Origin of the sequence: Seongchinamella unica (assembly GCF_004354085.1) — a bacterium.
Classification (GTDB): Bacteria; Pseudomonadota; Gammaproteobacteria; order Pseudomonadales; family Halieaceae; genus Halioglobus; species Halioglobus unicus.
In genome coordinates, this window is sequence record NZ_SMSE01000002.1 from 1,029,283 (window position 1) to 1,054,548 (window position 25,266).

General features: G+C 61.6%; 23 protein-coding genes. 15 read left to right on the forward strand and 8 right to left on the reverse strand.

What is annotated here, in order from left to right; genetic code table 11:
• Window positions 1-39: 39 nt before the first annotated feature.
• Complete coding sequence (locus E2F43_RS11805; protein WP_133212831.1) at window positions 40-507, forward strand: MaoC family dehydratase; 468 nt, start codon at window positions 40-42, stop codon at window positions 505-507.
• A gap of 9 nt (window positions 508-516) precedes the next feature.
• On the opposite strand, the gene E2F43_RS11810 is transcribed toward E2F43_RS11805, so the two are convergent.
• A complete protein-coding gene (locus tag E2F43_RS11810; RefSeq protein ID WP_133212833.1) occupies window positions 517-1,020 on the reverse strand; it encodes a hypothetical protein in 504 nt (167 codons plus the stop codon).
• A gap of 222 nt (window positions 1,021-1,242) precedes the next feature.
• On the opposite strand from E2F43_RS11810, the gene mnmC reads away from it, so the two are divergent.
• From mnmC to E2F43_RS11825, 3 genes are all read left to right on the forward strand, one after another.
• On the forward strand, window positions 1,243-3,252 hold the full coding sequence (mnmC, locus tag E2F43_RS11815) for a bifunctional tRNA (5-methylaminomethyl-2-thiouridine)(34)-methyltransferase MnmC2/FAD-dependent 5-carboxymethylaminomethyl-2-thiouridine(34) oxidoreductase MnmC1 (RefSeq protein WP_133212835.1): 2,010 nt from the start codon (window positions 1,243-1,245) through the stop codon (window positions 3,250-3,252).
• The gene (locus E2F43_RS11820) at window positions 3,249-4,016 is read left to right on the forward strand and encodes a glutaminyl-peptide cyclotransferase (RefSeq protein WP_133212837.1); all 768 of its coding nucleotides are present in this window, start codon (window positions 3,249-3,251) and stop codon (window positions 4,014-4,016) included. The genes mnmC and E2F43_RS11820 overlap by 4 nt, the downstream gene beginning before the upstream one ends.
• A 62-nt stretch (window positions 4,017-4,078) precedes the next feature.
• Window positions 4,079-7,018, forward strand: a complete 2,940-nt coding sequence (locus E2F43_RS11825) for an insulinase family protein (RefSeq protein ID WP_133212839.1) — start codon at window positions 4,079-4,081, stop codon at window positions 7,016-7,018.
• 76 nt (window positions 7,019-7,094) lie between these two features.
• Here the strand turns inward: E2F43_RS11825 and E2F43_RS11830 are convergent, their stop codons facing one another.
• Entirely contained in the window at window positions 7,095-7,547 is a 453-nt protein-coding gene (locus E2F43_RS11830) for a Spy/CpxP family protein refolding chaperone (RefSeq protein WP_133212841.1), read from the reverse strand.
• 145 nt (window positions 7,548-7,692) lie between these two features.
• Between E2F43_RS11830 and E2F43_RS11835 the strand changes: the two genes are divergently transcribed.
• From E2F43_RS11835 to tauD, 3 genes are read left to right on the forward strand one after another with little or no spacing between them, the layout of a single operon-like run.
• Window positions 7,693-8,388 (forward strand): response regulator transcription factor, encoded by a 696-nt coding sequence (locus E2F43_RS11835; RefSeq protein WP_133212843.1) that lies wholly within the window; start codon window positions 7,693-7,695, stop codon window positions 8,386-8,388.
• The gene (locus E2F43_RS11840) at window positions 8,327-9,745 is read left to right on the forward strand and encodes an ATP-binding protein (RefSeq protein ID WP_133212845.1); all 1,419 of its coding nucleotides are present in this window, start codon (window positions 8,327-8,329) and stop codon (window positions 9,743-9,745) included. Before E2F43_RS11835 ends, E2F43_RS11840 begins: the two co-directional genes overlap by 62 nt.
• A gap of 55 nt (window positions 9,746-9,800) precedes the next feature.
• A complete protein-coding gene (gene tauD, locus E2F43_RS11845; RefSeq protein ID WP_133212847.1) occupies window positions 9,801-10,625 on the forward strand; it encodes a taurine dioxygenase in 825 nt (274 codons plus the stop codon).
• Window positions 10,626-10,642: 17 nt separating this feature from the next.
• Here tauD and E2F43_RS11850 read toward each other — a convergent pair whose 3' ends face one another.
• Both E2F43_RS11850 and E2F43_RS11855 read right to left on the reverse strand, forming a co-directional pair.
• A complete protein-coding gene (locus tag E2F43_RS11850; RefSeq protein ID WP_133212849.1) occupies window positions 10,643-11,788 on the reverse strand; it encodes an acyl-CoA dehydrogenase family protein in 1,146 nt (381 codons plus the stop codon).
• 30 nt (window positions 11,789-11,818) lie between these two features.
• Complete coding sequence (locus tag E2F43_RS11855; RefSeq protein ID WP_165954283.1) at window positions 11,819-12,484, reverse strand: TetR/AcrR family transcriptional regulator; 666 nt, start codon at window positions 12,482-12,484, stop codon at window positions 11,819-11,821.
• Between the two features lie 102 nt (window positions 12,485-12,586).
• Between E2F43_RS11855 and E2F43_RS11860 the strand changes: the two genes are divergently transcribed.
• The 5 genes from E2F43_RS11860 (at window position 12,587) to E2F43_RS11880 (ending at window position 17,674) form a co-directional block, all read left to right on the forward strand.
• Window positions 12,587-13,759 (forward strand): acyl-CoA dehydrogenase family protein, encoded by a 1,173-nt coding sequence (locus E2F43_RS11860; protein WP_133212853.1) that lies wholly within the window; start codon window positions 12,587-12,589, stop codon window positions 13,757-13,759.
• 43 nt (window positions 13,760-13,802) lie between these two features.
• Window positions 13,803-14,759: a bifunctional MaoC family dehydratase N-terminal/OB-fold nucleic acid binding domain-containing protein gene (locus tag E2F43_RS11865; RefSeq protein WP_133212855.1), complete on the forward strand. Its 957-nt coding sequence runs from the start codon at window positions 13,803-13,805 to the stop codon at window positions 14,757-14,759.
• Window positions 14,760-14,772: 13 nt separating this feature from the next.
• Window positions 14,773-15,204, forward strand: a complete 432-nt coding sequence (locus E2F43_RS11870) for a MaoC/PaaZ C-terminal domain-containing protein (protein WP_133212857.1) — start codon at window positions 14,773-14,775, stop codon at window positions 15,202-15,204.
• Between the two features lie 3 nt (window positions 15,205-15,207).
• Window positions 15,208-16,383, forward strand: coding sequence for a thiolase C-terminal domain-containing protein (locus E2F43_RS11875; RefSeq protein WP_133212859.1), 1,176 nt, complete (start codon window positions 15,208-15,210; stop codon window positions 16,381-16,383).
• Between the two features lie 79 nt (window positions 16,384-16,462).
• A complete protein-coding gene (locus tag E2F43_RS11880) occupies window positions 16,463-17,674 on the forward strand; it encodes an MFS transporter (RefSeq protein WP_133212861.1) in 1,212 nt (403 codons plus the stop codon).
• Between the two features lie 37 nt (window positions 17,675-17,711).
• Here the strand turns inward: E2F43_RS11880 and E2F43_RS11885 are convergent, their stop codons facing one another.
• Window positions 17,712-18,179: a MaoC family dehydratase gene (locus E2F43_RS11885; protein WP_133212863.1), complete on the reverse strand. Its 468-nt coding sequence runs from the start codon at window positions 18,177-18,179 to the stop codon at window positions 17,712-17,714.
• A 270-nt stretch (window positions 18,180-18,449) separates the two neighbouring features.
• Between E2F43_RS11885 and E2F43_RS11890 the strand changes: the two genes are divergently transcribed.
• The gene (locus E2F43_RS11890) at window positions 18,450-19,625 is read left to right on the forward strand and encodes a steroid 3-ketoacyl-CoA thiolase (protein WP_133212865.1); all 1,176 of its coding nucleotides are present in this window, start codon (window positions 18,450-18,452) and stop codon (window positions 19,623-19,625) included.
• A 12-nt stretch (window positions 19,626-19,637) separates the two neighbouring features.
• Complete coding sequence (locus E2F43_RS11895; protein WP_133212867.1) at window positions 19,638-20,552, forward strand: SDR family NAD(P)-dependent oxidoreductase; 915 nt, start codon at window positions 19,638-19,640, stop codon at window positions 20,550-20,552.
• Between the two features lie 568 nt (window positions 20,553-21,120).
• On the opposite strand, the gene E2F43_RS11900 is transcribed toward E2F43_RS11895, so the two are convergent.
• Window positions 21,121-21,687 carry a hypothetical protein gene (locus tag E2F43_RS11900; protein ID WP_133212869.1) on the reverse strand — a complete coding sequence of 189 codons (567 nt, stop codon included), beginning with the start codon at window positions 21,685-21,687 and terminating at the stop codon, window positions 21,121-21,123.
• Window positions 21,688-21,699: 12 nt separating this feature from the next.
• Window positions 21,700-22,404 (reverse strand): class D sortase, encoded by a 705-nt coding sequence (locus E2F43_RS11905; RefSeq protein ID WP_238946871.1) that lies wholly within the window; start codon window positions 22,402-22,404, stop codon window positions 21,700-21,702.
• Window positions 22,405-22,614: 210 nt separating this feature from the next.
• Here E2F43_RS11905 and E2F43_RS11910 point away from each other — a divergent pair, with 210 nt between their 5' ends.
• Window positions 22,615-23,766, forward strand: a complete 1,152-nt coding sequence (locus E2F43_RS11910; RefSeq protein ID WP_133212871.1) for an epoxide hydrolase family protein — start codon at window positions 22,615-22,617, stop codon at window positions 23,764-23,766.
• 7 nt (window positions 23,767-23,773) lie between these two features.
• On the opposite strand, the gene E2F43_RS11915 is transcribed toward E2F43_RS11910, so the two are convergent.
• Window positions 23,774-25,258: a hypothetical protein gene (locus E2F43_RS11915; protein ID WP_133212873.1), complete on the reverse strand. Its 1,485-nt coding sequence runs from the start codon at window positions 25,256-25,258 to the stop codon at window positions 23,774-23,776.
• Between the last annotated feature and the right edge of the window lie 8 nt (window positions 25,259-25,266).

Consider the following 25,266-nt stretch of genomic DNA (forward strand, 5'->3'; position numbering starts at 1 on the left):
GCTTTCGAGACCAGTGGTAACGCAACCGAGAGATCAGGCATGTCGCAGTTGAGCAATTACACCTACGATGAAATCACCATAGGGCAAAGCGCGGAGTATTCCAAGGCGGTCACCGACGTCGATATCCAGATGTTTGCCGCGGTCTCCGGCGACGTCAACCCGCTGCATCTGGACCCGGAATTCGCCGCTCAAAGCCAGTTTGGTGAGCGTATCGCCCACGGCATGCTCACCGCCTCGTTTGTCTCCGCCGCCCTGGCCATGAAGTTGCCGGGCCCGGGCTGCATTTTCCTGGAACAATCGCTGAAGTTTCGCCTGCCGGTAAAAATCGGTGATGTCATCACGGTCAGGCTGGAAGTAATCGACAAGCAGGAGCGGCGCAAGGCGCTCACCCTGGACTGCAAGGCCTACAACCAAGGGGACAAGCTGGTACTGACCGGCACTGCCGTGGTTATGGCCCCACCCGAGAAGCTGGTCATCACCGCCCCGCAACTGCCCGCGGTTGATTGAAGTTCCGGACTAGGCCTTGTCGCCCGCCTCTTCCTGGTGCGAGGCCAGGAACTGCTGGTAGTCCAGGTACATCAGCCGCAACTGGATCACCGGCTCGCGGGAATCGGCATGGGTGGAAAGCACCAACACCGATGGCACACCGCGGTCCACGTTGACGCCGGTTACCCCGAATATAATGTTGTCGGGATTGCCCTGGGCACCAAAGGTGGTGATCTCCCGCCCGGATTTGATGGCATCGACAAGATTGGCCAGCAATGCTGTCAGGCTGGCCCGGAAGGCGCCAAAGTTCAACGAGCCACCGTACTGGGAATAATCCATACTCAGGTCGAAGCGAACCGTCGACTTGTCTTCCATCTGCACGTTGGTCAGGGGCGCCCGCCTGCCCTCGATCAGCTCGCGGAACAGGATTTTCGCGTCATCCCGCTTGGCGTCCATAAAAGCACGGTGCAGCAGGTTCACGGCGATCGTCAGGAACTGCTCCCTGGGCATACTCTGGGTTTCAATCCTGGACATGATTACCTCGGTCTGCAAAAAACCCGCAAGTCTACTGCCCACAGCTGCCGTGGGCAATGCCCGCAGACGTCAACAACCAGCTCAGGTAATACGTCACGCGACCTTTAAATTGGCCTCCAGGTCCTTGTTTCTGCTATCCTTTTTCCCTTCTGAATCCTGCGGAACAGCACCCTTGAAGCCATCCAGTATCCCGCCCGCCGGGCGCGAACCTTCGCTACCCCTATGAATCGCGACAACAGACCCTGGGGACCAACCCCGGCTCCCGCACTCACCTGGACGGAGAGTGGAGAGCCCTACTCCAGCAGCTTCGACGACCTCTACTACAGCCGCGAAGACGGCATGGCCGAGAGTCGACATGTATTCCTCGCCGGCAACCGGCTGCCGGAGCGGTGGCAGGCACACGGCGACACTGACTTTCGCATTGCCGAAACGGGATTCGGCACGGGATTGAATTTCCTGCTCGGCTGGCAGGCCTGGCGCCGGGAGCCGGGGACCCGGCCCCGCCTGCACTACGTGGCGGTAGAGAAGTTCCCCATGACCCGGGAAGAGCTGTCCCGGGCGCTGGCCTCCTGGCCGGAGCTCACGCCCCTGGCACAGGCCCTGTTGCAGGCCTGGCCCGGCCGACTGCCGGGGCAACACCGATTGCTGTTCGACGAGGGGCAGGTGGTGCTGGACCTGTGGTGGGAGGATGCCGGAGAGGCCTTCGCCGACCTGGCCCGGCAGGGTCCCCTGTTCGACGCCTGGTACCTGGACGGGTTTGCCCCGGCTCGCAATGAATCGATGTGGCAACCGGCGCTGTTTCACAGCATGGCGGCGCTTTCCCGACCGGGCGCCACAGTCGCCACCTTTACCGCCGCAGGAGATGTGCGCCGCGGCCTGGCCGCCGCGGGATTTCAAATGACCAGGGTCCCGGGCTTTGGTCGCAAGCGCGAATCGCTGGCGGGCCACATCGACCGGCCGGCGGCCGGAGCGCCTTGCCGGGAAACACCCTGGGACCTGCCCGATCACCCGGCGGACAAACCACAAAGCGCGCTGGTTGTTGGCGCCGGTCTCGCCGGCTGCCTGCTGGCAAAGGCGCTGGCTGAGCGCGGTGTCAGGGTGCAACTGCTGGACCGGGGCAGCCTGGCGGGCGAGGCCTCCGGCAACGAACAGGGCATCCTCTATACCCGGCTGTCGCGCAAGCACTCAGCACTGACCGACTTTGCGCTGCAGAGTTTCAGCCACGCCGCCCGTCTTTACCGTCACCATTTTGCCTCAGGCACCCTCCAGGCCGGGGAAGATGGCGCGCTGTGCGGCAGCTTCCACCAGCAGGCCGACCAGGCTGAACTGGCACTGATGAGCGATGCCCTCGAGGAACTGGGGGAACTGGCACAGGTGCTGGATGCCGGGATGGCGGAAGAAAAACTCGGCGCACAACCGGCACTGGGAGGCTACTGGTTCCCGGGTTCGGGGTGGCTGCGGCCACCGGCCGTGTGCCGGGCCATGCTGGCCTCCCCTCTCATCGAACTGAGGGAGCATTGCGGCCCGCTGGCATTAGCGGCAGATCAGGGCCGGTGGCGGGCTGTGGATGAGACCGGTAACACCATTGCCAGTGCACAGATTGCAGTGCTTTGCACTGGCACCGGCAGCACTGCATTCGACGCCACCCGCTACCTGCCACTGCAGAGCATACGCGGCCAGACCAGCTATTTGCCGGCAACCGGTGCCAGCCGTCGCCTGCGGGCCGCATTTTGCCACAAGGGTTATATTTCCCCGGCCAGGGAGGGTGTTCACTGCATTGGCGCCAGTTTCAAACTCCGCGACAACAGCGTCCAAATACGCGCTGCCGAGCACCGGGAAAACGTCGACAAACTGGCTTCTGCCCTCCCCCAATGGGCTGATGACCTGGCCCGACTGGACCCTGGGACGATGGCGGGTCGGGTCGGGTTTCGCTGCGCCAGTCCCGATTACCTGCCGGTGGCCGGGCCGGTGCCCCGGCGGACCGATTTCTTGCACACCTACGGGGCCCTGCGCAAGAATGCGAAACAACTGATCGACAGCAGAGGGGATTACATGCGGGGACTGTACATCAACACGGCTCACGGCTCCCGCGGGCTGAGCTCGGCTCCACTGTGCGCCGAGCTGCTGGCCAGCATGATCTGCAGGGAGCCACCGCCACTGTCCAGCGAGTTGAGCCGGGCCCTCTCCCCGGCAAGATTCCTTATCCGCGACCTGGCGCGTAACCGGGTATGAGTGTTTTGCGCATGACGCTTGCCGTTCTCCTCGCCTCAGCGTCGCTGAGCACCGGCGCACACGCCGTGGAAACTCTGGAATACCGGGTGACCGGGAAAAAGCCGCAGGAGCGGCGTAATTTCATCCAGGGTCTGGAGATACTGGATGGCAAACTGTATGTCAGCTCGGGCAATTATGGTCAGTCGCGACTGATGCGCTACAGCTTTAACGATATGACACTGGAAGTCAGCAAGCAGTTGCACCACAGGCTGTTTGCGGAGGGCCTGACCGTACTCAACGAGCGGGTTTACCAGCTCACCTGGCGGGCGAGAATGATGCTGGTTTTCGACCAGCAGAGCCTGGACGCCCTGGAGTGGTTTCCAATCAGCGGCCAGGGCTGGGGCCTGACCAACGATGGCAAGCAGCTTATTTACAGCGACGGCAGCGACCGGCTGCATTTCATGTCCCCGACGGAGCGCACTATCAGCCGCTCGCTGAGTGTCACCGAGGACGGCAAGCCAGTGTACAAGCTGAACGAGCTGGAATGGATAGAGGGCCGGGTCTGGGCCAATATCTGGCAATCAGACCGGATCGTGATCATTAATCCTGACTCGGGCGACGTCGAGGCCAGCCTCGACCTGCAGGGTTTGCTGCCCACCAGTGACCGCCGCGCCGACACAAACGTGCTCAACGGCATAGCCCGGGATCCCGCGGACGGCAGTATCTGGGTGACCGGCAAACGCTGGCCCTGGCTTTATCACATCGAGATCCAGCCGGGCGAATGAGCCGACAAAAGACTGCGCTTTCGCGTTAGAATACGCCCTTTCAATTTTCCTGGATTATCTGCATGAGAATGCCCCTACCCGAGGCGCACAGTGCCTTTGAAGCCGTGCGCCACGAGCGCATCGAGTCCCTGAACCTGGACGTACAGGAGTTCCGGCACCGGGAGACCGGCGCGGTGCACTATCACCTGGCGGCGCAAAATAATGAAAATGTGTTTCTGGTCGCCCTGCGGACCGTGCCCGAGGACTCCACCGGTGTCGCGCACATACTGGAACACACCGCACTGTGCGGCTCCGAGCGCTTCCCGGTGCGCGACCCGTTCTTCATGATGTTGCGGCGCTCGCTGAACACGTTCATGAATGCCTTCACCAGTTCCGACTGGACCGCCTACCCCTTTGCCAGCCAGAACCGCAAGGACTTCAACAACCTGCTCGAAGTGTACCTGGACGCCGTGTTCTTCTCGCGGCTGGACCCACTGGACTTCGCCCAGGAGGGCCACCGGGTGGAATTCCGGGAGCCCGGCAACCCCGACAGCGACCTGGTTTTCAAGGGTGTGGTGTTCAATGAGATGAAGGGCGCCATGAGTTCCATCCCCAGTGTGTTGTGGGGAAAAATGTGCGAGCACCTGTTTCCCACCACCACCTACCATTACAACAGCGGCGGTGACCCGGAGCACATCCCGGATCTCAGCTATGATGAACTCGTTGCCTTCTACCGCAGCCACTACCATCCCAGCAATGCCATTTTCATGACCTTTGGCGACATCAGTGCCGCTGAGCACCAGGCCGTGTTTGAGCAACGGGCGCTGCATCGCTTCCAGCGCCAGGACCTGCGTATCCAGGTCCCGCCGGAAACCCGCCTGGGCGCGCCTCTGCGGGTACAGGAAACATACGCCTTTGATGAATCCGGTGATCTGGCCAACAGAACCCACCTGGTCATGGGCTGGATGCTTGGCGAGAGCAGCAACCTGGAACAGATGCTCGAAGCGCAGCTGCTGTCCAGCGTGCTGTTGGAGAACAGCGCATCGCCCCTGCAGCATTTGCTGGAAACCACTGACCTGGGACAGGCCCCCTCTCCCCTGTGTGGCCTGGAAGACTCCATGCGCGAACTGGTGTTCGTCTGTGGCCTGGAAGGCAGCGAGGCGGAGCACGCGGACGAGCTCGAAGCCAGGGTGCTGGCAGTGATTGCCGACGTGGCAGAAAACGGCATCAGCCAGGAGCGACTGCATGCAGTGCTGCACCAACTGGAACTGCACCAGCGCGAAGTCAGCGGTGACGGATATCCCTATGGACTTCACCTGATACTGCAGGCGCTGGGCTGCGCCACCCACTACAGTGACCCGATAGCCGTACTCAATCTCGACCCGGTGATCGATTCCCTGCGCGAGAGGATAGAGGATCCGGACTACATCAAGCGCCTGGCCAGGGAACTGCTGCTGGACAACCCGCATCGGGTCACCCTGACGATGACGCCGGATCGCGAACTGTCGGCACAAAAGCTCGCCCGGGAAACCCGGCGCCTCGCGGACATCAAGGCCAGCATGAACGAGGCCGAAAAAGCAGCCACCATCAAACTGGCCACCGACCTCATCGCGCGGCAACAGCAGGTGGACGACGAAAGCGTGCTGCCCAAGGTCGAATTGAGTGACGTGCCGGCGACGGTGCCGGAACTGACCTACGAGGAATATGACGACGGGCCCCTGCACCTGACCACCTATAAACAGGGTACCAACGGGCTGGTCTACCAGCAGATGATAGCCCCCCTTCCCCAACTGGACGCAGACCAACAGGCGCTGCTGCCCCTGTACACCAGTTTTATGACCGAGCTCGGGGTAAACGAGGACAGTTACCTGGACACGCAGCACCGCCAGTCCGCCGAGGTGGGGTCTATCAACGCGTTTACCTCCATGCGCGGCAATGCCGAAAACGAACAGGAGGTCACCGCCAATTTCGTCCTGTCCTCCAAGGCACTGCAACGAAACTCAACCGAGCAGACCCGGCTGATGGTGGACACCCTGCTGGGGGTGCGCTTTGACGAAATAGACCGCATGCGCGAGCTGGTCAGCCAGCAGCGGGCCCGGCGGGAACAGTCTGTCACCGGCAACGGTCACGGACTGGCCATGGCGGCTGCCTGTGCCGGCATGAGCCCACTGGCGCGCCTCAATCATCAGGTATCGGGCCTGGCCGGGCTGCGCAGCCTGCGCCAGTTGGACTCGAGCCTGGCCGACAAGGGCGCGGCGCGGCAGTTCGCCGAGCGACTGGCGACGGTGCACGAGCAGGTTTGCACCATGCCCAGGCAGCTGCTGGCCATCGCCGAGTCGGAGGCACTGCCCGGGATTGTCGATACCGCCAGCCATATCTGGGGCCACGATCCCGCCAGCGGTGGTCACCGGTTCTCCCTGGAAGCGGTGCGGGAGCGGCGCAACGAATTCTGGACTGCCAATACCCAGGTCAATTTCTGCGCCCGGGCCTACCCCTCGGTGCCGGTACGACACCCCGATGCGGCAGCGCTTACCGTACTGGGCGGCTTCCTGCGCAATGGTTTCCTGCACCGGGCCATTCGCGAGCAGGGCGGCGCCTATGGCGGCGGCGCCTCCCAGGATTCCGGCGTCGCCGCCTTCCGCTTCTACTCCTACCGCGATCCCCGCCTGGCGGAAACCCTGGCAGATTTTGACGCGGCGGTCAGCTGGTTGTTAGAGGAACAACATGAGCCCCGGGCACTGGAAGAAAGCATCCTCGGCGTGATTGGCAGCCTGGACAAACCGAGTTCGCCGGCCGGTGAGGCCAAACAACACTTTCACAACCGCCTGTTCGGACGCACTCACGCCCAGCGAGAGGAGTTCCGCCAGCGCGTCCTGGATGTTTCGCTGGCCGACCTGCGCCGGGTTGCTGAAACCTATCTGCGGCCCGAGCTTGCGAGCACTGCGGTGGTCAGTAACAGTGCCCAACTGGAAACCAGTGGTGAACTTGTCGAGGCACTGGGACTGCAGGTTGAATCACTTTGACCTGCCCGGGTAGCGATAAACGGCCGATAAAAAAGGACGGCATCGCTGCCGTCCAGTGCAGGGTTAGCGGATCACGCTAGCGCGGATGTTTTTCCCGTCGCTTTTCGGAGCGCTGCTCGCGGCGCTCCGCCAGCACTTCAAAATGCTCCTGCTGCGCCGGCTCCAGCTGCTGATAAACCTGCGCCTGGGCGCTGGCCATGCGATAGGCCATGCGGGAAGTGATAACGCCGAGCTCGTCGGCCAGTTGCTGCGCCTCGCCAGCATTGAAGTCCGTACGCATGGCTTTGAGCTGCCCGCGGATCTCGTTCATCCGTTCCCTCTCGGCGCCGCCCTCCTCGCGGACCTCGTTCAGCAGGGTTTCAATACCGGCCTGCTGGCCCTCACTCAGGTTCAGCGCCTCCGTCATATGCGACAACATACGGTCCATGTCGCGTTCATGGGACTGCCCCATGGACCACGCGCTCACTGACAACAGCAATACGCCCATGAGCACGGTACCGGGTATCAATTTTGACAATGTCTGATTCATTCAATGACTCCTTTGGTTTCGACGGCGCCGATCGCGGCGCCCTGGAAAACACTCTAGTCAAGACGCCGGTAAAGCTCTTTACCAACCGGGTTAAGAATTGTTAACAGCGGGTGACAAATGGCAGGGGCTTCTACACACTGGGATCATGCAAGAACGCGTATTGATCATTGATGACGACCTGGAACTGTGCGCCCTGCTCGGTGAGTACCTCCAGTTACAGGGTTTCGCCGTTGCCGCCATTCATGACGGCAGCGAGGCGATCCAGCACCTGAAAAATACGCGTTACGATGTACTGGTGCTGGATATCATGCTGCCGGGAACCATGGGCCTCGATGTCCTGCGCACCCTGCGACAATTTGATAAAACCCCGGTACTGATGCTCACCGCCAGAGGCGAGGATACTGATCGCATTGTCGGCCTGGAGCTTGGCGCCGATGACTACCTGCCCAAGCCCTGCAACCCCCGCGAGCTGGCGGCAAGATTGCGGGCGATATTACGCCGCGTGCAAAGCAGCGGCTCCGGGGCCGCTGCGGTGGAGCTTGAGGTCGGCGCCACCCGACTGAACAGCGCCAGCCGCACCGCCAGCCACCGGGGACAGGAGCTTGGCCTCACCAGCGCCGAGTTCAACATCCTGCAGGTGCTCATGCAGCACGCCGGAAAGGTCGTGGACAAGGACATCCTCAGCCGCAAGGCCCTGGACCGGCCACTCTCCGCCTACGACCGTAGCATCGACGTCCACATCAGCAAGGTTCGCCGCAAACTGGCCGCTGCCGGCGGCGATGACATCATTCTCAGCGTGCGAGGCCGCGGCTACCAGTTTGTCGCAGACAGGACCGCCTGAGGTGCGCGGCAGCCTGTTTGTCAAAACCTTCCTGGGCTTCTGGCTGGTGTCTGTGGCCATACTCGGCAGCTGGTTATTGATCAGCCGGTATATTGACTCACTGCCCCCGGCAGAACAGCACCGGCCCTCCCATGGCCCGCCCGAGCGATTCGTGCTCAAGCTGATCTACGAGTTGCAGAATATCCCGCGCGCCCAGTTACCCGCGCTCATCAAGGAAGCCCGTGACGAGCACAATGTCCGGGTCTGGTTGCTTGACAGGCAGGGCAGCGACCTGGCCGGGGCCGATGTCCCGCCAGCGGTTCACGACCTGGCGCGCGAGCTGCAGGGACGCAAACGTCGCGCCTTTTCCCGCAGCCCCGACGGCCCCATGGTGGCGCACAAGGTCTTTCTGGAAGAGAGCGGCGTTACGCGCATGGTAATGCTCTTCCCCAAGCCCCGGCATCGGGTGCTCGGTGCCATCGTCGCCAATCACTGGCTGCGCCTGCTCATCGCGGCCCTCGTCAGTGGCCTGGTTTGCTATGCCCTGTCCCGACTGCTGACCAACCGCCTGCGAGAACTGCGCAGGGCATCCCGCCAACTTGCCCGGGGAGAGCTGCAGACCCGCATTCAGGTACGCGAACGCGGCGGGGACGAAACCGATGAACTTGCCAGGGATTTCAACACCATGGCGGAACAGCTGCAGCGGCGCATGCAGTCACAGCAACAACTGTTAAGCGATGTTTCCCACGAACTCCGCTCCCCGCTGGCGCGGATGCGCGTTGCCCTGGCCCTCGCCGAGGAAGCGCCGGACAAGCGCCCGGACTATCTCGACCGCATGGAACAGGAAACCCTGCGGCTTGAAGAGCTGATCAGCCAGTTACTGTCCACCGAAGACGACACGCTGAAACTGGATACGCACATCGATCTTGTGGCCCTGCTGGAACAGCTCTGCAGCGATGCCAGTTTCGAGGGTGCGGTGGTCGACAAAGCGGTGGCCTTCAGCAGCGAAACCGGCGTTGCTGTCATCGCCAGCAGCGGCGACCTGCTGCACAAGAGTTTTGAGAATATTATTCGCAATGCCCTGCATCACACCGCCGAGGGCACAACCGTGAGGGTGACACTGGAACTCCGGGATGGGTGTTACCGCGTCAGCGTGGAGGACGAGGGTCCCGGGGTGGACGAGGACGCACTGGAGCGCATCTTCGACGAATTTTATCGCCTGGACAGCGCCCGCAGTCGCAAGGATGGCGGCTTCGGGCTGGGTCTCGCCATCGCCAGGCGCGCCATACGCCGCCATGGTGGCGAACTGAGGGCAGAAAATTCAGCCCGCGGTTTGATTGTTCGGGCCACCCTGCCCGTGGATCAAGCCCCCGAGTAGTTCCCAGGGGTGAGCCCGGTGCTAGAATAGCCGCTCTATCAGGAGTAGGGACACTATGCTCGATATCAAACCAATGGCGGGCGCCCTGGGCGCTGAAATCTACGGACTGGACCTGGGCCAGGCGCTGGGCGAAAGCGACTTCCTGCGCATCCGCAAGCTACTCAACGAATACCAGGTGATTTTTTTCCGGGACCAGGCGATCAACCCGGCCAATATGAAAGCGCTGGCCCTGTCTTTCGGCCCGGTGCAGACACACCCGGCATACGAGACCGTGGTCGGTTTCCCGGAGATTACCATCCTGGAAAGCACCGCCGAAAAGCCGACCAAGATCGAAGCCTGGCACACGGACATGACATTCCGGCCACACCCGCCCATGGCAACCATGCTGAAGTCGGATATTGTCCCGGACCGCGGTGGCGACACCCTGTGGTCAAGTATGACCGTCGCCTACGACGCCCTGTCTTTCCATATGCAACGGTTTCTCGAGGAGTTAACCGCGGTGCATGACTTTTCCTGGGGGTTCAAGGAGAGCCTCGCCGAACCCGGCGGCAAGGAGCGACTGGCAGACGCGGTGGCGGCCAATCCACCGGTGCGGCACCCGGTGATCCGTACCCACCCGGAAACGGGCAAAAAGGCCATTTTTGTCAACTCCCTGTTTACCACCCACATCGAGGGACTGCGACGGGAGGAGAGCGACGCCCTACTGGCATTCCTGTTCCGCCACGTCACCACCGATGAATTCACCTGCCGTTTCCGGTGGCGCCCGGGAAGCCTCGCTATCTGGGACAACCGCTGTACCCAGCACAAGCCGGTTAACGACTATTTCCCGGCACACCGCCGCATGGAGCGCATCACCATCGACGGCGACAAGCCCTATTAGGGGCGGCGGCTCGAGAGCTAGACTTCCAGGGCACGAAAGCCCAGCGAATCATCCGCCGCCAGCAACTGCCCCAGTTTTTCCAACTGCTGGCTGCCGTTGCCGAGGGTGTAGCTGAGCTGTTTGGCCAGCAGGTAGAAGCGGTGTATCGGGTATTCCACGTCCGCGCCCATTCCCCCGTGCAGGTGCTGGGCCGTGCAAACCACCCGGTGCGCGGCGTCGCAGGCCCACCACTTTGCCGCCCGCACTTCCGCACGGGCGTCCCTGCCATTGCTGAGTCGCCACAGGGCCAGCCAGTAGGTCGTGCGAATCGCTTCCACGTCGATGTAGCTGTCGGCCATGCGCATGGCCAGGGCCTGGAAGCTGCCCAGCGGCACGCCAAACTGCTTGCGCTCACTGACATAGGCCGCGGTGCGCTTCATGGCTTCTTCCGTTACCCCCACCTGCTGGGCGCACTGCGCGACGTTGGCCCGCTGCTCCAGCCAGTCGAGAATGTGCTCTCCCTGGCCGGCCTGCCCCAGCAGCGCATCCTTATCGAGCTTCACCCCGACCAGTGACAGGTGGGCGGCCCGCTGACCCGAAATACCAATCTCCACCGGCGTCAGCGATACGCCGTCGGCAGCCGTGGGCACAATGAATACGCTGGTCTGTCCGTCCAGTTCTGCCGGTACCAGGATGTAGTCGGCCACGGCGCCGTCGGGCACCGCGGCCTTGACCCCATCGAGCACCCAGCCTTGATCGCCAGCGCTGGCAGTGACCGTCGTCCTTACCGCGCTGTTCATTCCCAGGTCGGCCACCGCTGCACTGAGCTTCACCTCGCCGGCGGACATGCTGGCCAAAAGCTGCTGTTGATCTGCCGTGCCGAATTCAGCCAGCGGCAGGCCGCCGAGTACCAGGCTGGAAAACAGCGGTACCGGCGCAACGCGCCTGCCCTGCTCTTCCAGCACCAGGCACAGTTCGGTAAATCCCAGGCCACTACCGCCTGCCGTTTCGGGAACCGCGATACCCAGCAATCCCTGCTCAGCCAACGTTGTCCAGAGCTGCTCGTCGTAGGCATGGTCTCCCCGGGAGAATGTCAGCATAAACTCGTCGGTCGCCCGGTCAGTGAATATCTGGTAAGCCAGCTCACGAATCGCGTTCTGGTCGTCGCTAAATTTGAAGTCCATGACGTTATGCCTCTGTCAACGCCTCGCCGGTCACCTTGCCATGGCTGCGAGGTTGCGTGTGTAATGAAGCTGCTTCTCCTCGGGATGTTCGAGAAACAGGGCGCGATAAAACATGGTGGACATCAGTTCTGCGAACTGCTCCACCGTCAGCTTTGCAGCGAGTAACGGCTCGCTGCGGTTAATGAAATATTCCCGTATCAGGCCCTCACCGATTCCGGCCAGGGAATACACCACCATCAGTGCCTGATGACGCTTGAAGTGCACGTCCCGGAACAGGACCGGCATCAGGTCCACCAGCCACATCAGCTGGCTGCGGTAGTTTTCCCGCAGCATGGCCCCGAACTCGGGATCCTCATCTGCCAGCTGCAACAGGCAGCGCATGATGCCTGGTCGCCTGGCATAACTGCGCACGATCACCAGGTTGTGGGCGTATATCCGGCTGTACCAGTCCCCGGGCTGGACGTCTTTCTCGATTTCCGCGGGGTCCTGGTTTGCCCGGGAAAACTCGGTCAACACCTCGACGGTCAACGACTTCAGGTCGTTGAAATAGTGATAGAACAGCCCCTGGGCCATCCCCGCCTCGCGGGTCACATCCGCGATGCGCATCCTGTGGTAGCCATCCCGCTCCAGCACGGTCAGTGCCGCGTCCTTGAGCCGGGCACGCGCTTTCTCACCCTTGGCACTGAGGGGCTTCATTGCGCTGGTCTTTGTCGCTGTCGATCTGGCCATGACAATAAAATAGTTGAATTTGAATTCAATTTCAATAATATTATGCAGTCTCGACACGAGGAAACTGCCATGCACGTTGAATACACCGACGCCCAGAAAGAATTAAGGCGGGAATTTCGCGCCTATTTCTCCGACCTGATCAAACCGGAGTACCGCGAGGAACTGCGCAACGCCGAAAGCGGCGATCTGTATAAGGAACTCATTCGCCAGCAGGGCAAGGACAACATGCTGGCCGTCGGCTGGCCCGAGGAATACGGCGGTCGCGGGCTGACCCAGTCGGAACAACTCATCCGCTACGAGGAAGCCCTGCTGGCGGAAGCACCCACCCCCTTCGTGACCCTGAATACGGTTGGCCCGGCAATCATGAGCCGTGGTACGGAGGAACAGAAGAAGCGATTCCTGCCCGGAATCGCCGCCGGTGAGCTCCACTTTTCCATCGGCTACAGCGAACCCTCTGCGGGAACGGACCTGGCGGCACTCACCACATCTGCAGTCAGGAACGGTGACCATTATCTCGTTAACGGCAGCAAGGTCTTCACCAGTGGCGCCGAGGGTGCCGACTACATTTTCCTGGCCGCGCGCACCGACCCGGATGCCCCCAAGCACAAGGGCATTTCGATCCTGGTTGCGGACACCAGCGATCCCGGTTTCTCCCGGGGTGACATCCACACCATGGGCGGTGTGCACACCAACGTCACCTACTACGAAAACGTCAAGGTTCCCCTGGACATGATTATCGGCGAGGAAAACGCCGGCTGGCGGCTGATTACCGAACAGCTCAACCACGAACGGGTAGGACTCGCGGCCTGGGGAATACAGGGCTGGAAGCTGTTCCGGGATGTGATGAGTTGGGCCAGGAATACCCGGGGTGCAAACGGTGAGCGGGTAATTGATGACCCCACGGCCCAGCGCAACCTCGCCGAGGTCTATTCCCACCTGGAAGCGATGCGGGTCATGAACGCGCGCATGTCGTGGCAACTGGACCAGCAGACCATGGACCCGGTCTTTCCCTCCGCCATCAAGGTCTACTCCACCGAGATCATGCTGGAAATCTGCCGCCTGCTGATGGACGTGGTCGGGCCGCATTCCCTGATCGCCGGTGGCAGCGAGGGCGCGGTACTCCATGGCAACCTGGAGCATGAATACCGCCGGGCCACGATCAATACCTTTGGCGGCGGGGTGGTGGAAGTGCTGCGCGGGCTGGTGGCGACTCACGGCCTTGGCATGCCCCAGCACCGCTGATCATTCGCAGTACCGGCAACAGGAACCACACTGAGGTTTAGCAATGACACCAGAAGAACAAAAAGCGTTCGAAGACAGAATCTACGCCTACGTCGGTGTAAAGGTCTGTGAGCGAACAGCAGCCAAGGACGCGGTCAACCCGGCCATGATTCGCCACTGGGCCGAAGCGATGGGCGACACCAATCCCGCCTATACCGACGAGACCTGGGCAGCGAACAGCAGGCGCGGCAAGACCATCGCACCGCCAGCCATGATGTATGCCTGGAATCAGGAGGGCTTTACCGTCACCCGCGGCCGCGCCTCTGATCCGCAAACCGACATGGTCGAGTTATTTAACGAGTACGGGTTCACCGGCGTTCTCGGGACCAACGTGACCCAGGAATATTTCAAGGAGGTGAGCCCGGGCGACACTCTCTACCTGGAAATGGAGATAGACAGTATTTCCGAGCGCAAGGCCACTGCCCGTGGTATCGGGTACTTCTTCGAAACCCTGGCGACCTTCAGTGACCAGAACGGCGAGAAGGTCGGCACCCAGCGGTTCCGGGTGCTCAAGTTCATCCCCCAGGAACAGCCGACAGCAGCGACCGGCGACGACAAGCTGGAAGTCCCCACCCGCATTCCCTCCCCCCGGGGCCATGACAATGGCTGGTGGTGGCAGGCCGTGGACGAGGGCAAGCTGTTGATCCAGCGCTGCAAACGTTGCCAGGTATTGCGCCACCCGCCACGCCCGATGTGCGGGGAATGCCAGTCCCTGGAATGGGACTCCATCGAATCAGGCATGGAGGGCGAGGTGATCTCGTACACCTGCCTGCGTCACCCGGCGATCCCCGGCTACCCGAAGGATCCAGTGTGCGCCGTGATCAAACTGGCGGAAGGCACCAACCTCGTTGCCAACATCGTCGGCTGCGACTATGACGACGTGTTCATCGGCATGAAGCTCAAGGGCAGGATCGAACAGGTCGATGAAAAAACCACGCTGCCGCAGTTCTATCCGGCATAAGGAGAGCCAGGCAATGAGTGAGTACACCACACTGAATTACGCCGATGTCCACGTCGGCGACAAACTCCCGGAACTGGCGATCGACATTACCACCGGCCTGATCGTGGGCGGGGCAATGGCGACCCGGGACTATGAGCCCGTACATCATGACAAGTCTGCGGCCCAGGCAACCGGGCTGCCGGACGTGTTCATGAACATCCTGACCAGCCAGGGCCTGATGAGCCGCTTTGTCACCGACTGGAGTGGCCCGGAGGCTGTGATCAGGAAACTGGACCTGAAACTGGGGGCGCCCAACCTGCCAGGCATGGTGATGACGATCAGCGGCGAAGTCACTGACAAGGATGACAGCAGCGGCCAGGTCAGCATTGCGGTTGTCGGTGAGAACAACATCTGGGGCATGCACATGCAGGGCACCGTCACTATCGCATTGCCGCAGGAGGCCTAGACCGTGGTAGCCAATATCAGAGACAAGGCCGCCATTGTCGGCGTGGCCAACACAGCGTTTTCCAAGGACTCCGGCGTTTCCGAACTCAGCCTGGCCGTGCAGGCCATCAAGGGCGCCTGCGACGACGCCGGCATTCATCCCCGAGAAATAGACGGCTTTGCCACGTTCACCCTGGACACCAACGACGAGATCGAGGTGGCCCGCGCCCTGGGCTGCGGCGATCTCACGTTCTGGGGACGTTCGCACTATGGCGGCGGCGCCGCCACCGGTTCGCTGCACCAGGCGGTAATGGCAGTGGCCACCGGCATGGCCGAGTGTGTCGCGGTGTTCCGCGCCCTCAACGGTCGCTCCGGACACCGCTACTCCCAGGGAGTATCGGGCGAACTGCTGACAGCGGACGCCATCCACTGGGGCTGGTATACACCCTATGGACTGCTGACCCCCGCCTCCTGGACAGCCATGATCACCCAACGCTGGATGCACCGAACCGGTGTCACCAAGGAGGCAATGTTTGAGGTGGCCCGCTGCACCCGGGAGTACGCGGTCAGCAATCCCAACGCCTTTTTCCACGGCCAGCCGCTGGATCGTGACACCTACTTCAATGCGCGCATGATCGCCGATCCACTGCAGCTGTTCGATTGCTGCCAGGAGAGCGATGGCGGCTCGGCCATCATTGTCACCACCCCGCAAAGGGCCCGGGACCTGAAGCAACCCGTGGTGACCGTCAAGGGCGTGGCCCAGGCCTCTGCCCAGGGCCAGGAACAGATGACCTCCTTTTACCGCGACGAAATCTCCGACGTCAGCGAACACCGCATCGCCGCGGGTGACTGCTACGAAATGAGCGGTCTGCGCCCAAGCGACATCGATGCCGCGGTTATCTATGATGCATTCACGCCCAATGTGCTACTGCAGCTCGAGGCCTGGGACTTCTGCAAATTCGGTGAGGCGGGAGACTTTGTCCTGGACGGCAACCTCCGCCCGGATGGCCGCCTGCCCACCAACACCCACGGGGGCCAGTTGAGCGAGGCCTACATCCATGGTGTTAACGGCCTGGTGGAGGCCACCCGCCTGGTCCGCGGCCAATCGGTCAACCAGCCGGGCAAACAGGTTGATCACGCGCTGGTCACCTCGGGGGTGGGTATTCCCACCGGCGGGGCCATCCTGGGCAAACTCGACTAGTGGATTCTCCAGGACCAGGGCCCGCCGCCCGGTCCGCTAAGGCCGGCTACTGCCGGCAATCGCATACAAAGGTGATCACATGTTCCAAGGCTGGAAAGTAGTAGGTGGCGGCTTCACCGCGCAATTGTTCGTGGTGGGCTTCCTCACTTATGCGGTAAGCCTGCTGGTAACGCCGGTACAGGCCGAGTTCGGGGTTAGTCTGGAACAGGTGATGTACAGCCTGACCGCCGCCACGTTTCTCGGCCTGTTCATGCAACCCGTAGCCGGCGCGATGATCGACCGCTTTTCGGTACGCGGCATCATGATCGCCGGCTCGGTTCTGTACGCCCTGGGGCTTTACCTCACCTCCATCGCCCAGTCTATCGGCCAGTATATCGCTGCCTTCGCCCTCACCATGGCCATCGCCAATGCCCTGGCAGGCTCGATGTGCAGCTCCGCCGTTATCTCCCGCTGGTTTGTCGCCAGCCGCGGTCGCGCACTGGGCATTGCCGCCCTGGGAACCTCGGTCGGCGGTGTCGTTATTCCGGCACTGGTCAGTTACTGGCTGGGCACCGACGGCTGGCGGGGGGCGCTGGAAAACCTGGCCTGGTGTGTACTGTTACTCATGATGCCGGTGGTGGCCCTGAGCGTTCGCGATCACCCGGCCGACCTGGGGCTCCACCCGGAAGGACTCGCCGAATCCCCGCCGGAGCCCACCGGTACAGCGCCCAACCAGGACATGCGCGGTATTTTGCGCTCCCCGCCATTCTGGTATCTCGGGCTGGCCCTGGGGCTGCTGTTCAGCGCCTACTCGGCCGTACTGTCCAACATCAGCCCTTACGCCATCAACCTGGGCAGCAGCAAGGAACAGGCGTCCGCGCTGATCATGGCGGTGGCGGTCACCGGCTTCATCGGCAAGATACTGTTTGGCATTGCCGCCGACCGCTTCAGCCTGAAGGCCGCCCTGTGGACGGCACAGGGGCTGGTTGCCGCGTCTTTCCTGGTGCTGGCACAGGAACCGGGGCACGGCGTGATGCTGCTGGGGACATCGCTGCTGGGACTGGCTGCCGGCGGCATGCTGCCCGTATGGGGCGCGATGATGGCGCAATTGTTCGGCCTGGGGAGTTACGGTCGAGCCATGGGGCTGATGGGACCGGTTATTACGCTCTGCGTCATGCCGGGTTTTGCGGTGATAGGCCGCATGTATGACAGCCTGGGCAGCTATACGCCCAGCCTCTACTTCTTCGCCGGGGTCTGTGCCGTCTCCGCGCTGCTGCTGGCGCCCCTGCGCTTACCGGCCAGGCGCGACTGAGTGCCACCGGCAGGACCGGGGGCACCGCCAACCCTGCCTACATGTAAATAAACATCAGTTCGTAGATCAATGCCGGGCGATCATCCTGGCCTACCACGTGCACCTGCTGCTCCAGCACCATCCTGGTGCCCTTGGGAGTGGCACTCACCTCTTTTACCCGGCTGCGACTGTGAATCGAGCACCCCACCGGAACCACACCGGTAAAGCGCAGCTTGTCGGAGCCGTAGTTGAGCATGTTGTTGAAGCCGGTGACCTCATAGGTTTGCTCCGCGCGCATTTTCGGCAGCAATACCAGGGTAAGAAAGCCGTGCGCAATCGTGCAGCCGAAGGGGCTGTCAGTTTTCGCCTTCTCCGGATCGGTGTGAATCCAGTAGTCGTCACCGCTCAACTCGGCAAACTGGTTGACCATGTCCTGGGTTATTTCCAGCTCGCTGCTCCAGGGACCGAACTCGTCGCTCACCAGTTCCTGCATGGCCTCGACATCGTCGTACTTATACTGCTTCATAAGGGATGCTCCGATAGTTTCCAAAGCCCGCATTCTAAGCGCGCAAGGCCCGGACAGGAGAGCAAAAACCGTAGCGAAGCGAGCGCGGGATAACCTGCTAAACCACTGTGTTTTATCGATTTTCCCAGCTGTAGCCGGCAGGCTCAAAACGGCAGAATAGGTAGCCTTTAATGACGCAATCTGTCATTGCCCCGGATTTCCAGTGCAGTAGACTGATGCACCCCGATTTTCCGTTTTGCACCTGCGGGTGCGCTTCCAAGAGGATGTGTAATGCGTGAAGCAGTTATCGTAGAAGCAGTCAGGACTCCCATCGCCCGCGGCAAGCCCGGTGTCGGTGATCTCAGTGGATTCCATGCCGTGCAGCTGCTGGGATTATCGCTGCAAGAGATCGTCAAGCGAACCGGCATCGATTACAGCGACGTGGACTACCTGGCTGGAGGCTGCGTCACCCAGGCTGGCGAGCAGGCCGGCAACATCACCCGTAACGCCTGGCTCAACCTGGGCAAGGACTACAGCGCCGGGGGCACCACCCTGGACAATCAGTGCGGTTCGGCGCAGACGGCCAACCACATGATTTCATCCATGATCGCCACCGGCTCGATTGACATCGGTATCGCCTGTGGCGTCGAGTCCATGAGCCGCGTTGGCCTGGGCATGAATGTCTACAATGGTCCCGGCTACTACATTCCCCAGGACTGGCCCTGGGATTCCACCCCCGACCAGTTCTCCAGTGCCCAGCGCATCGCCGACAACCGCGGCATCACCCGGGAGATGGCGGATGACCTCGGCTACAACTCGCAACTGCGCGCCAAACAGGCCTGGGCCGAAGGCCGGTTCGACCGCGAGACATTTACCGTCGAGGCGCCGGAAATCGACGCCGAGGGCAACCCTACCGGTGCAACCCGGACCGTAACCCGGGACCAGGGCCTGCGTGATACGCCCCGTGAAGCCCTGTCCGAGCTGCGCACTGTCACCGAGGGCACCATCCATACCGCTGGCAATTCCTCACAGATTTCCGATGGTTCCGCCGCCGTGCTGTGGATGACTGCCGAGGAAGCCAAAGCGCGGGGACTCAGGCCCCGGGCCCGGATTATTTCCGATTGCGTGGTGGGTACCGACCCTTACTACCTGCTGGACGGCCCGGTGGACGCCACCGCGCGACTGTTCAAGCGCAGCGGCATGACCATGGACGACATCGACCTGGTGGAAATCAACGAGGCCTTTGCCGCCGTTGTGCTGTCCTGGGCACAGGTCTACAACGCCGACCTGGACAAGGTTAACGTCAACGGTGGCGCCATCGCCCTGGGCCATCCGGTAGGTTCTACCGGCGCCCGGCTGATTACCACCGCGCTGCATGAGCTGGAGCGCGCCGACAAGAACACCGCCCTGATCACCATGTGCTGTGGCTCCTCCGTGGGCACCGGCACCATCATCGAACGTATTTAAGGAGAACACTGCATGGGAGACCTGACCGGAAAAGTCGCCGTCATCACCGGAGCCGGCCGCGGACTCGGCCGCGAGGAGGCAATCCAGCTGGCCAGACAGGGGGCACGCGTTGTTATCAATGACATCGACCTGCCCGACGCCAGGGAAGCGGCTGAATCCGCCGTCGAGGAAATCAGGGCGCTGGGGGGCGAGGCCATTGCCGTTTACGGTGATTGCGCAGATTCCGCCGATGCCGAAAACCTGTTGCAGACAACGCTCAACACCTACGGCGACATGAATATCATGGTCAACAATGCCGGTTTTTGTCGCGACAAGACCATATTCGGCATGTCAGACGAGGAGTTCGATTCGGTGGTGCGCGTTCACCTGCGGGGCCACTTCGTCAACATGCGCAACGCCACCCGCTACTGGCGCGACAAGGCCAAGTCGGGCGAGGAAGTCTACGGCAGGCTGGTCAGCACCTCCTCCGAGGCGGCTTTCTACGGCTCTGCCGGCCAACCCAACTACGCCGCCGCCAAGGCCGGCATCATCGCCATGACCATGGGTGCCGCCCAGCTGTTGATAAAGTACGGCATCACCGCCAACGTCATCATGCCCCGCGCCCTCACCGACATGACCGCCGGCGGCCAGACTGCCGAGATGTTCGCCCCGCCCGCCGATGGTGGCTTCCACACTTTCGACCCTGCCAACGTGGCGCCCCTGGTGGGCTACCTGGCGTCGCCGGAGGCCGGCAGGATTTCCGGCGAGGTGTTTGTGGTCTGGGGCAACGAGGTCCAGGTCGCCCAGCGCCCTACCCTGCGCGATGCGTTCGTCAATCCGAAGGGGGCGCAAAAGTGGGAAGTCGAGGATCTGCACTCCACCATGGCGTCTCATTATGACGAGAACTACCTGCCGGTCTGGGGTGGGTTCTCGGTGCCGCCGGTCTGAGGGCTGAACCCACCTTGGCTCGCGCCTTATCCATCGAGAAGGCGCTTTAACCTTTAATGCTAAGCGGTCACCGCGGAAGTGCCTGAACTTCCCCGGCTCGCCTTTCGTGACGCCAAATACGCCGACGCCACCTGGATACACAGCGTGCTCGATGGCGAGGCGGGCGAGCGGCTGAATCGGTTCTCGCAAACAGAGCGCAGAGGGAGCGGCGCGAGACAGCGCTTTTCTGGCTCGCAACCGACCGAGGGTACCCCGGAGGGGCGCTCATGTGAGAGGACCTATTCAGGCACTCGCACGGCGACTCGGCGCTTCACCGACAGCATAGGTAGTGGATAGTCGAGTGCAAATGGACGGAGGCCGTCGGGGATGGGATAGACCTCAAGAGGGAGTGTGCTTTTCGACCGAATGAGGTCTATCCCATCCACGGCGACCGCTTAGCAATAAAGCAATAAAGCAATAAAGCAATAAAGCAATAATGCAATAATGCTCGACTGAATTATAAAAAATACCCACAGGCGAGCAAAGAAAAAGGGGCCCGAAGGGCCCCTTGGTGTCTCAAGCGTCAGCTTCAGGAGAAGCGACGACGCAGACCGCTGAGCATGCCACCCAGGGCCAGGAAGGCACCGCCAACCGCGCCGATCAGGAACAGCGGCGAAGCAGTAGTCGGCATTTCGACGACTTCTTCCTCGATCACGATCAGGTCAGCTGCGTCCGGGCCGTCGTCGTCATCCACCGCCAGGGCGAAACGATCCTGGGGCAGGTACACGTTCAACTGCTGACCGCGCATCAGGTCGCTGGCGCGGTAGCTGCGGCCACCGATTTCAGCGCGCCATGAACTGTCCACCTGGATTGAACGGGTGTCACCCATGGTGCCGTCAGTATGCAGCGGACGGAACGTCATGCGGTTACCGCGCACGCGGATAACTTCAACGGTGGCCTTGGCATACAGTTCACCGTCTTTCTCATACACGGACTGGCAGGACTCGGCGATATCAGGATTCATTGCCAGAACTTCCGCAGACCAGTTCAGGTCGGCGCAGGTTACCGTGCTGCTTACCGCCTTGTCCTGTGCCATCAGCGATCCCGCTGATACCGACAGGGCCATACCTACCGCTACTACCATCTTCTTATTCATGTCAATTCCTCCTTAATTGTGGTTGACATAGGTTGTGTCGAGTGACGCTGTCACGATGAATCGCTGCGGCGCATTTCCGACAAAATAAAACGGGTAACAAGTGACCAGGGTGACGGTCGTGTCACGGGTGTCCTTTAACAACTGCGTATCCGTTTTGTCGACGATATGAATCGCGTCGACCGTGAACCTTTTCTCTCCTTCCAAAGTCTGCAGCACGATGCTGTCACCGACTTCGACATCTTTCAGCACCCGGAAGTAACCATCGCGGTGACCGGAAATTCCGATGTTGCCACCCTCGTGAGGATAGGCCATTCCGTCGATTACGCCAGCGGCCCGGTCCATCACCATGTCCGAGGCGGTCTGGTAAACAGGGACTTTCAAATCAATGTCAGGGACTTCCAGCACACCGAGAACCGGTGGCAGGTCGGCCGACAGGCTGGCCTGGTAATCGGCGATGCGACCCGGGGCCCAGAGCGTCATATCGGGCTCGCCGGCGTCAGAAAAACGTTCGTTTCCGGAAGGGCTTACGGTTTGCCAGGAAAGCCGGGTGTCCTCGACAGCAAGCATCGCCCGCTCTTCAAAAGCGGCAATACGACCCTGCCGTTCCACCTCGCCCTGGGCGAGTTGCACGGCGAAAAAGCCGGTCAGGGCAATACCCACCGAATAACTGAGCACTTCCACGGTTCGGAAGGCTAATGTACGCAGATTTACTGACATACAGCGTTGTGGTTTCCCCTGTCACCAGACTGAATGTTCTTCGACTGCACAACCCGCAGACCCTTGGCCAATATTCTAGTACGTTCTAGTGAAAGCGCTAGTTTAGACACTTTTCGTTAAGGTATTACTAACATATCCTAGGGATAGCGGTATTGTCTAAACAATGCCCCGGTTTATTGACCCCGATCAAACCATAACGAGGACCCCGACGTGAGCCCCCAGGTGCGCCCATTCACGATAGCGATTGAAGACTCTACCCTCGAGGAACTGCGCCGGCGCCTGCTGGCAACGCGCTGGCCGGATGCGGAAACCTGCGCCGACTGGAGCCAGGGCATGCCGCTGGCCTATAGCCAGGAACTCGCGACCTACTGGGCCAACGATTACGACTGGCGACGCTGTGAAAATACGTTAAACAGCTGGCCCAACTACCTCACCGAAATCGATGGCCTCGATATACACTTTATTCACCGAGCCAGTTCCCACCCGCATGCCATGCCACTGATCATCTCTCATGGCTGGCCCGGTTCGGTGATCGAGTTTACAAAAATCATCGACGCGCTGGCCCAACCGGAGCTGCACGGCGGCGACCCGGCGGACGCCTTTCACGTGGTAGCACCGTCACTTCCCGGTTTCGGTTTTTCCGGCAAACCCACCGAGACTGGGACAGGCGTGGAAAAGATCGGGCAGATGTGGGGCGAACTGATGGCCCGCCTCGGTTATGACCGTTACGTCGCCCAGGGCGGTGACTGGGGCTCGATCATCACCCAGAGCATGGGCCAGACGCAGACCCGCCACTGCGCGGGCATTCACGTCACGATGCCGATCGTGGCCCCGGACCCGGAGACCATGGACGACCTCAGTCCGCTGGAGCAATCCGCGCTGGAGGGAATGACCTACTACCAACAACACGATTCCGGCTATTCCAAGCAACAGTCAACCCGGCCGCAGAGCCTGGCTTACGGGCTTGCGGATTCACCCGTCGGCCAGATGGCCTGGATCGTGGAGAAATTCTATGCCTGGACCGACTGTGAAAAAGACGGGTTCAAACATCCGGAACACGTCCTGAGCAAGGACGAATTGCTCGACAATGTCATGCTCTACTGGCTGAACAACTGTGCCGCAAGTTCCGCTCGCCTGTACTGGGAGAGTTTTAACAGCCCCAACCTCGACCCGATTGACATGCCCGCGGGCTGCTCCATCTTTCCCTGCGAAATATTCCGTTCCAGCCGCCGCTGGGCGCAAAAGCGTTTTAGCAATCTGATTCACTGGCAGGAACTGGACAGGGGTGGGCATTTCGCGGCCCTCGAACAGCCGGAAGTCCTGGTCCGGGAACTACGGGACTGCTTTCGCCAGCTGCGCTGAGGACAGCCTAGAGGTCATCGAAGTCAGCGGTGTTCAGGCTGCTGGAGAACGGACGGTTGGGGATAATTTCCGGTTCTGGCTCGGCCTCGGGTTCGGGCTCTGCCTCAACTTCTGCCACCGCCGGCTCCATGCCGCTGGCGGGGGAAAGCCTCGCGTCCAGCGGCGACGCCGCCGGATCGGGCGGCATGCGGTAATCGGAGTCGTCCACGCAATCTATTTCAAACTCGGGGCTGTCGGTCGGCAGGGCCGGCGGCGGACTTTCCCGGGCGTCGATGTCCGGCGACACAGTCATCGACTCAACCCGATACCCGGTGCTGTCCAGCGGGTGCGGTTTCACTCGCGACAGCGAGGGAGCATCAGCTTGCGATGGCCCCGGGGCACGCTCAGGCGGCGGCTCCGGCGGCCCGGTTTTCACTGGGTCCTCTGCGGCTACCGGCTCCTCTGCTTCAACTGGCGGCGCTGCTTCGGGTAGACGACTGGCGGGGGCAGGGCCGTGCCTGCCGATACTTGGCGCCCTGGTACTGCTGCCGATAAACTCAAGATTCTGCAGCGCAGAATCCAGCAGATTTCCGCGTTCGCCGGCAGGCCGGAACGTTTCCCCGGAGGTTTGCAGCGCCCGGGGTGTCAAATGCCGCGCCTGGGATGCCAGGGTATCTCCCACCGGAATGCCCCGTGAACCGAAACTCCTGTCCTGCCTGGCCGCCGCGGATGGTTCCGGCGCCGGTGCCTCGGCGGTGGCCTGCAGCGGCAGGCTCTGCTCCTGCGGTTCCTGCTCGACAACGTCCGGTGTCTCGTCCTCACCGCGCAGTGCGCGCTGTTTCAGCACTTCGTTGGCACACTCTGACCAGCGGCCGAAATGGGCAGATTCCGCCGGATCGGGCATCCGGTGCTTGCGGAAATCACGCATGGCCTGCATGAAGCGATGCTTGACCGCGCGGTAGTGGTATATATGGTCTTCGGTTTCCAGCGGCAGCAGGTCGGAGCCGCCGCGGATAATCAGCATTTGCGGCGGCAGCTGGCCCTGCAGGCTGTGCAGCAGGTCAGCGAGGAAACAGAGACGGAAAGCCGAATTCAGCGTGGTCTTGGCCTGGGTGTCGCAGGGGATATAGAGGTAGTTGCCGAGCTCCGAGTATCCGCTGGTGCGCATCAGCAGGTTGGCGGAGCCGGATAGCGGGCCCAGCGCCAGCTGCCCGTTAACAATAAAGTCGACGCCATGGCGCATGGCTTCGAGGGTTGCTGTGCGCCGCGACGGCTCATCCGCCTCCCAGTCAACCAGGATGACGCGCTTGCCCTCGGCACGCAGCGTTGCTGCCAGTTCATCCTGGCGTTCCATGTAGTTACCGGGGGGAGTGCTGTCGCGGTCTGGCGGGATGCCGTGGTCGGGATTTTCCAGGGTCAGTCGTTCCATCCAGCAGGCGAACGGTGACTCCCTGAACAGGACAATGTCTTCTGAAGTGTAGGTTACGGCATTATCAACACTGTAGCGGTACATGAGCGGCT

Excerpts from the sequence above, each read along its gene's own strand:
- E2F43_RS11805 (WP_133212831.1), top strand. The coding sequence starts at position 40 with ATGTCGCAGTTGAGCAATTACACCTACGATGAAATCACCATAGGGCAA.
- E2F43_RS11810 (WP_133212833.1), bottom strand. The coding sequence starts at position 1,020 with ATGTCCAGGATTGAAACCCAGAGTATGCCCAGGGAGCAGTTCCTGACG.
- mnmC (WP_133212835.1), top strand. The coding sequence starts at position 1,243 with ATGAATCGCGACAACAGACCCTGGGGACCAACCCCGGCTCCCGCACTC.
- E2F43_RS11820 (WP_133212837.1), top strand. The coding sequence starts at position 3,249 with ATGAGTGTTTTGCGCATGACGCTTGCCGTTCTCCTCGCCTCAGCGTCG.
- E2F43_RS11825 (WP_133212839.1), top strand. The coding sequence starts at position 4,079 with ATGAGAATGCCCCTACCCGAGGCGCACAGTGCCTTTGAAGCCGTGCGC.
- E2F43_RS11830 (WP_133212841.1), bottom strand. The coding sequence starts at position 7,547 with ATGAATCAGACATTGTCAAAATTGATACCCGGTACCGTGCTCATGGGC.
- E2F43_RS11835 (WP_133212843.1), top strand. The coding sequence starts at position 7,693 with ATGCAAGAACGCGTATTGATCATTGATGACGACCTGGAACTGTGCGCC.
- E2F43_RS11840 (WP_133212845.1), top strand. The coding sequence starts at position 8,327 with ATGACATCATTCTCAGCGTGCGAGGCCGCGGCTACCAGTTTGTCGCAG.
- tauD (WP_133212847.1), top strand. The coding sequence starts at position 9,801 with ATGCTCGATATCAAACCAATGGCGGGCGCCCTGGGCGCTGAAATCTAC.
- E2F43_RS11850 (WP_133212849.1), bottom strand. The coding sequence starts at position 11,788 with ATGGACTTCAAATTTAGCGACGACCAGAACGCGATTCGTGAGCTGGCT.
- E2F43_RS11855 (WP_165954283.1), bottom strand. The coding sequence starts at position 12,484 with ATGAAGCCCCTCAGTGCCAAGGGTGAGAAAGCGCGTGCCCGGCTCAAG.
- E2F43_RS11860 (WP_133212853.1), top strand. The coding sequence starts at position 12,587 with ATGCACGTTGAATACACCGACGCCCAGAAAGAATTAAGGCGGGAATTT.
- E2F43_RS11865 (WP_133212855.1), top strand. The coding sequence starts at position 13,803 with ATGACACCAGAAGAACAAAAAGCGTTCGAAGACAGAATCTACGCCTAC.
- E2F43_RS11870 (WP_133212857.1), top strand. The coding sequence starts at position 14,773 with ATGAGTGAGTACACCACACTGAATTACGCCGATGTCCACGTCGGCGAC.
- E2F43_RS11880 (WP_133212861.1), top strand. The coding sequence starts at position 16,463 with ATGTTCCAAGGCTGGAAAGTAGTAGGTGGCGGCTTCACCGCGCAATTG.
- E2F43_RS11885 (WP_133212863.1), bottom strand. The coding sequence starts at position 18,179 with ATGAAGCAGTATAAGTACGACGATGTCGAGGCCATGCAGGAACTGGTG.
- E2F43_RS11890 (WP_133212865.1), top strand. The coding sequence starts at position 18,450 with ATGCGTGAAGCAGTTATCGTAGAAGCAGTCAGGACTCCCATCGCCCGC.
- E2F43_RS11895 (WP_133212867.1), top strand. The coding sequence starts at position 19,638 with ATGGGAGACCTGACCGGAAAAGTCGCCGTCATCACCGGAGCCGGCCGC.
- E2F43_RS11900 (WP_133212869.1), bottom strand. The coding sequence starts at position 21,687 with ATGAATAAGAAGATGGTAGTAGCGGTAGGTATGGCCCTGTCGGTATCA.
- E2F43_RS11905 (WP_238946871.1), bottom strand. The coding sequence starts at position 22,404 with ATGTCAGTAAATCTGCGTACATTAGCCTTCCGAACCGTGGAAGTGCTC.
- E2F43_RS11915 (WP_133212873.1), bottom strand. The coding sequence starts at position 25,258 with ATGTACCGCTACAGTGTTGATAATGCCGTAACCTACACTTCAGAAGAC.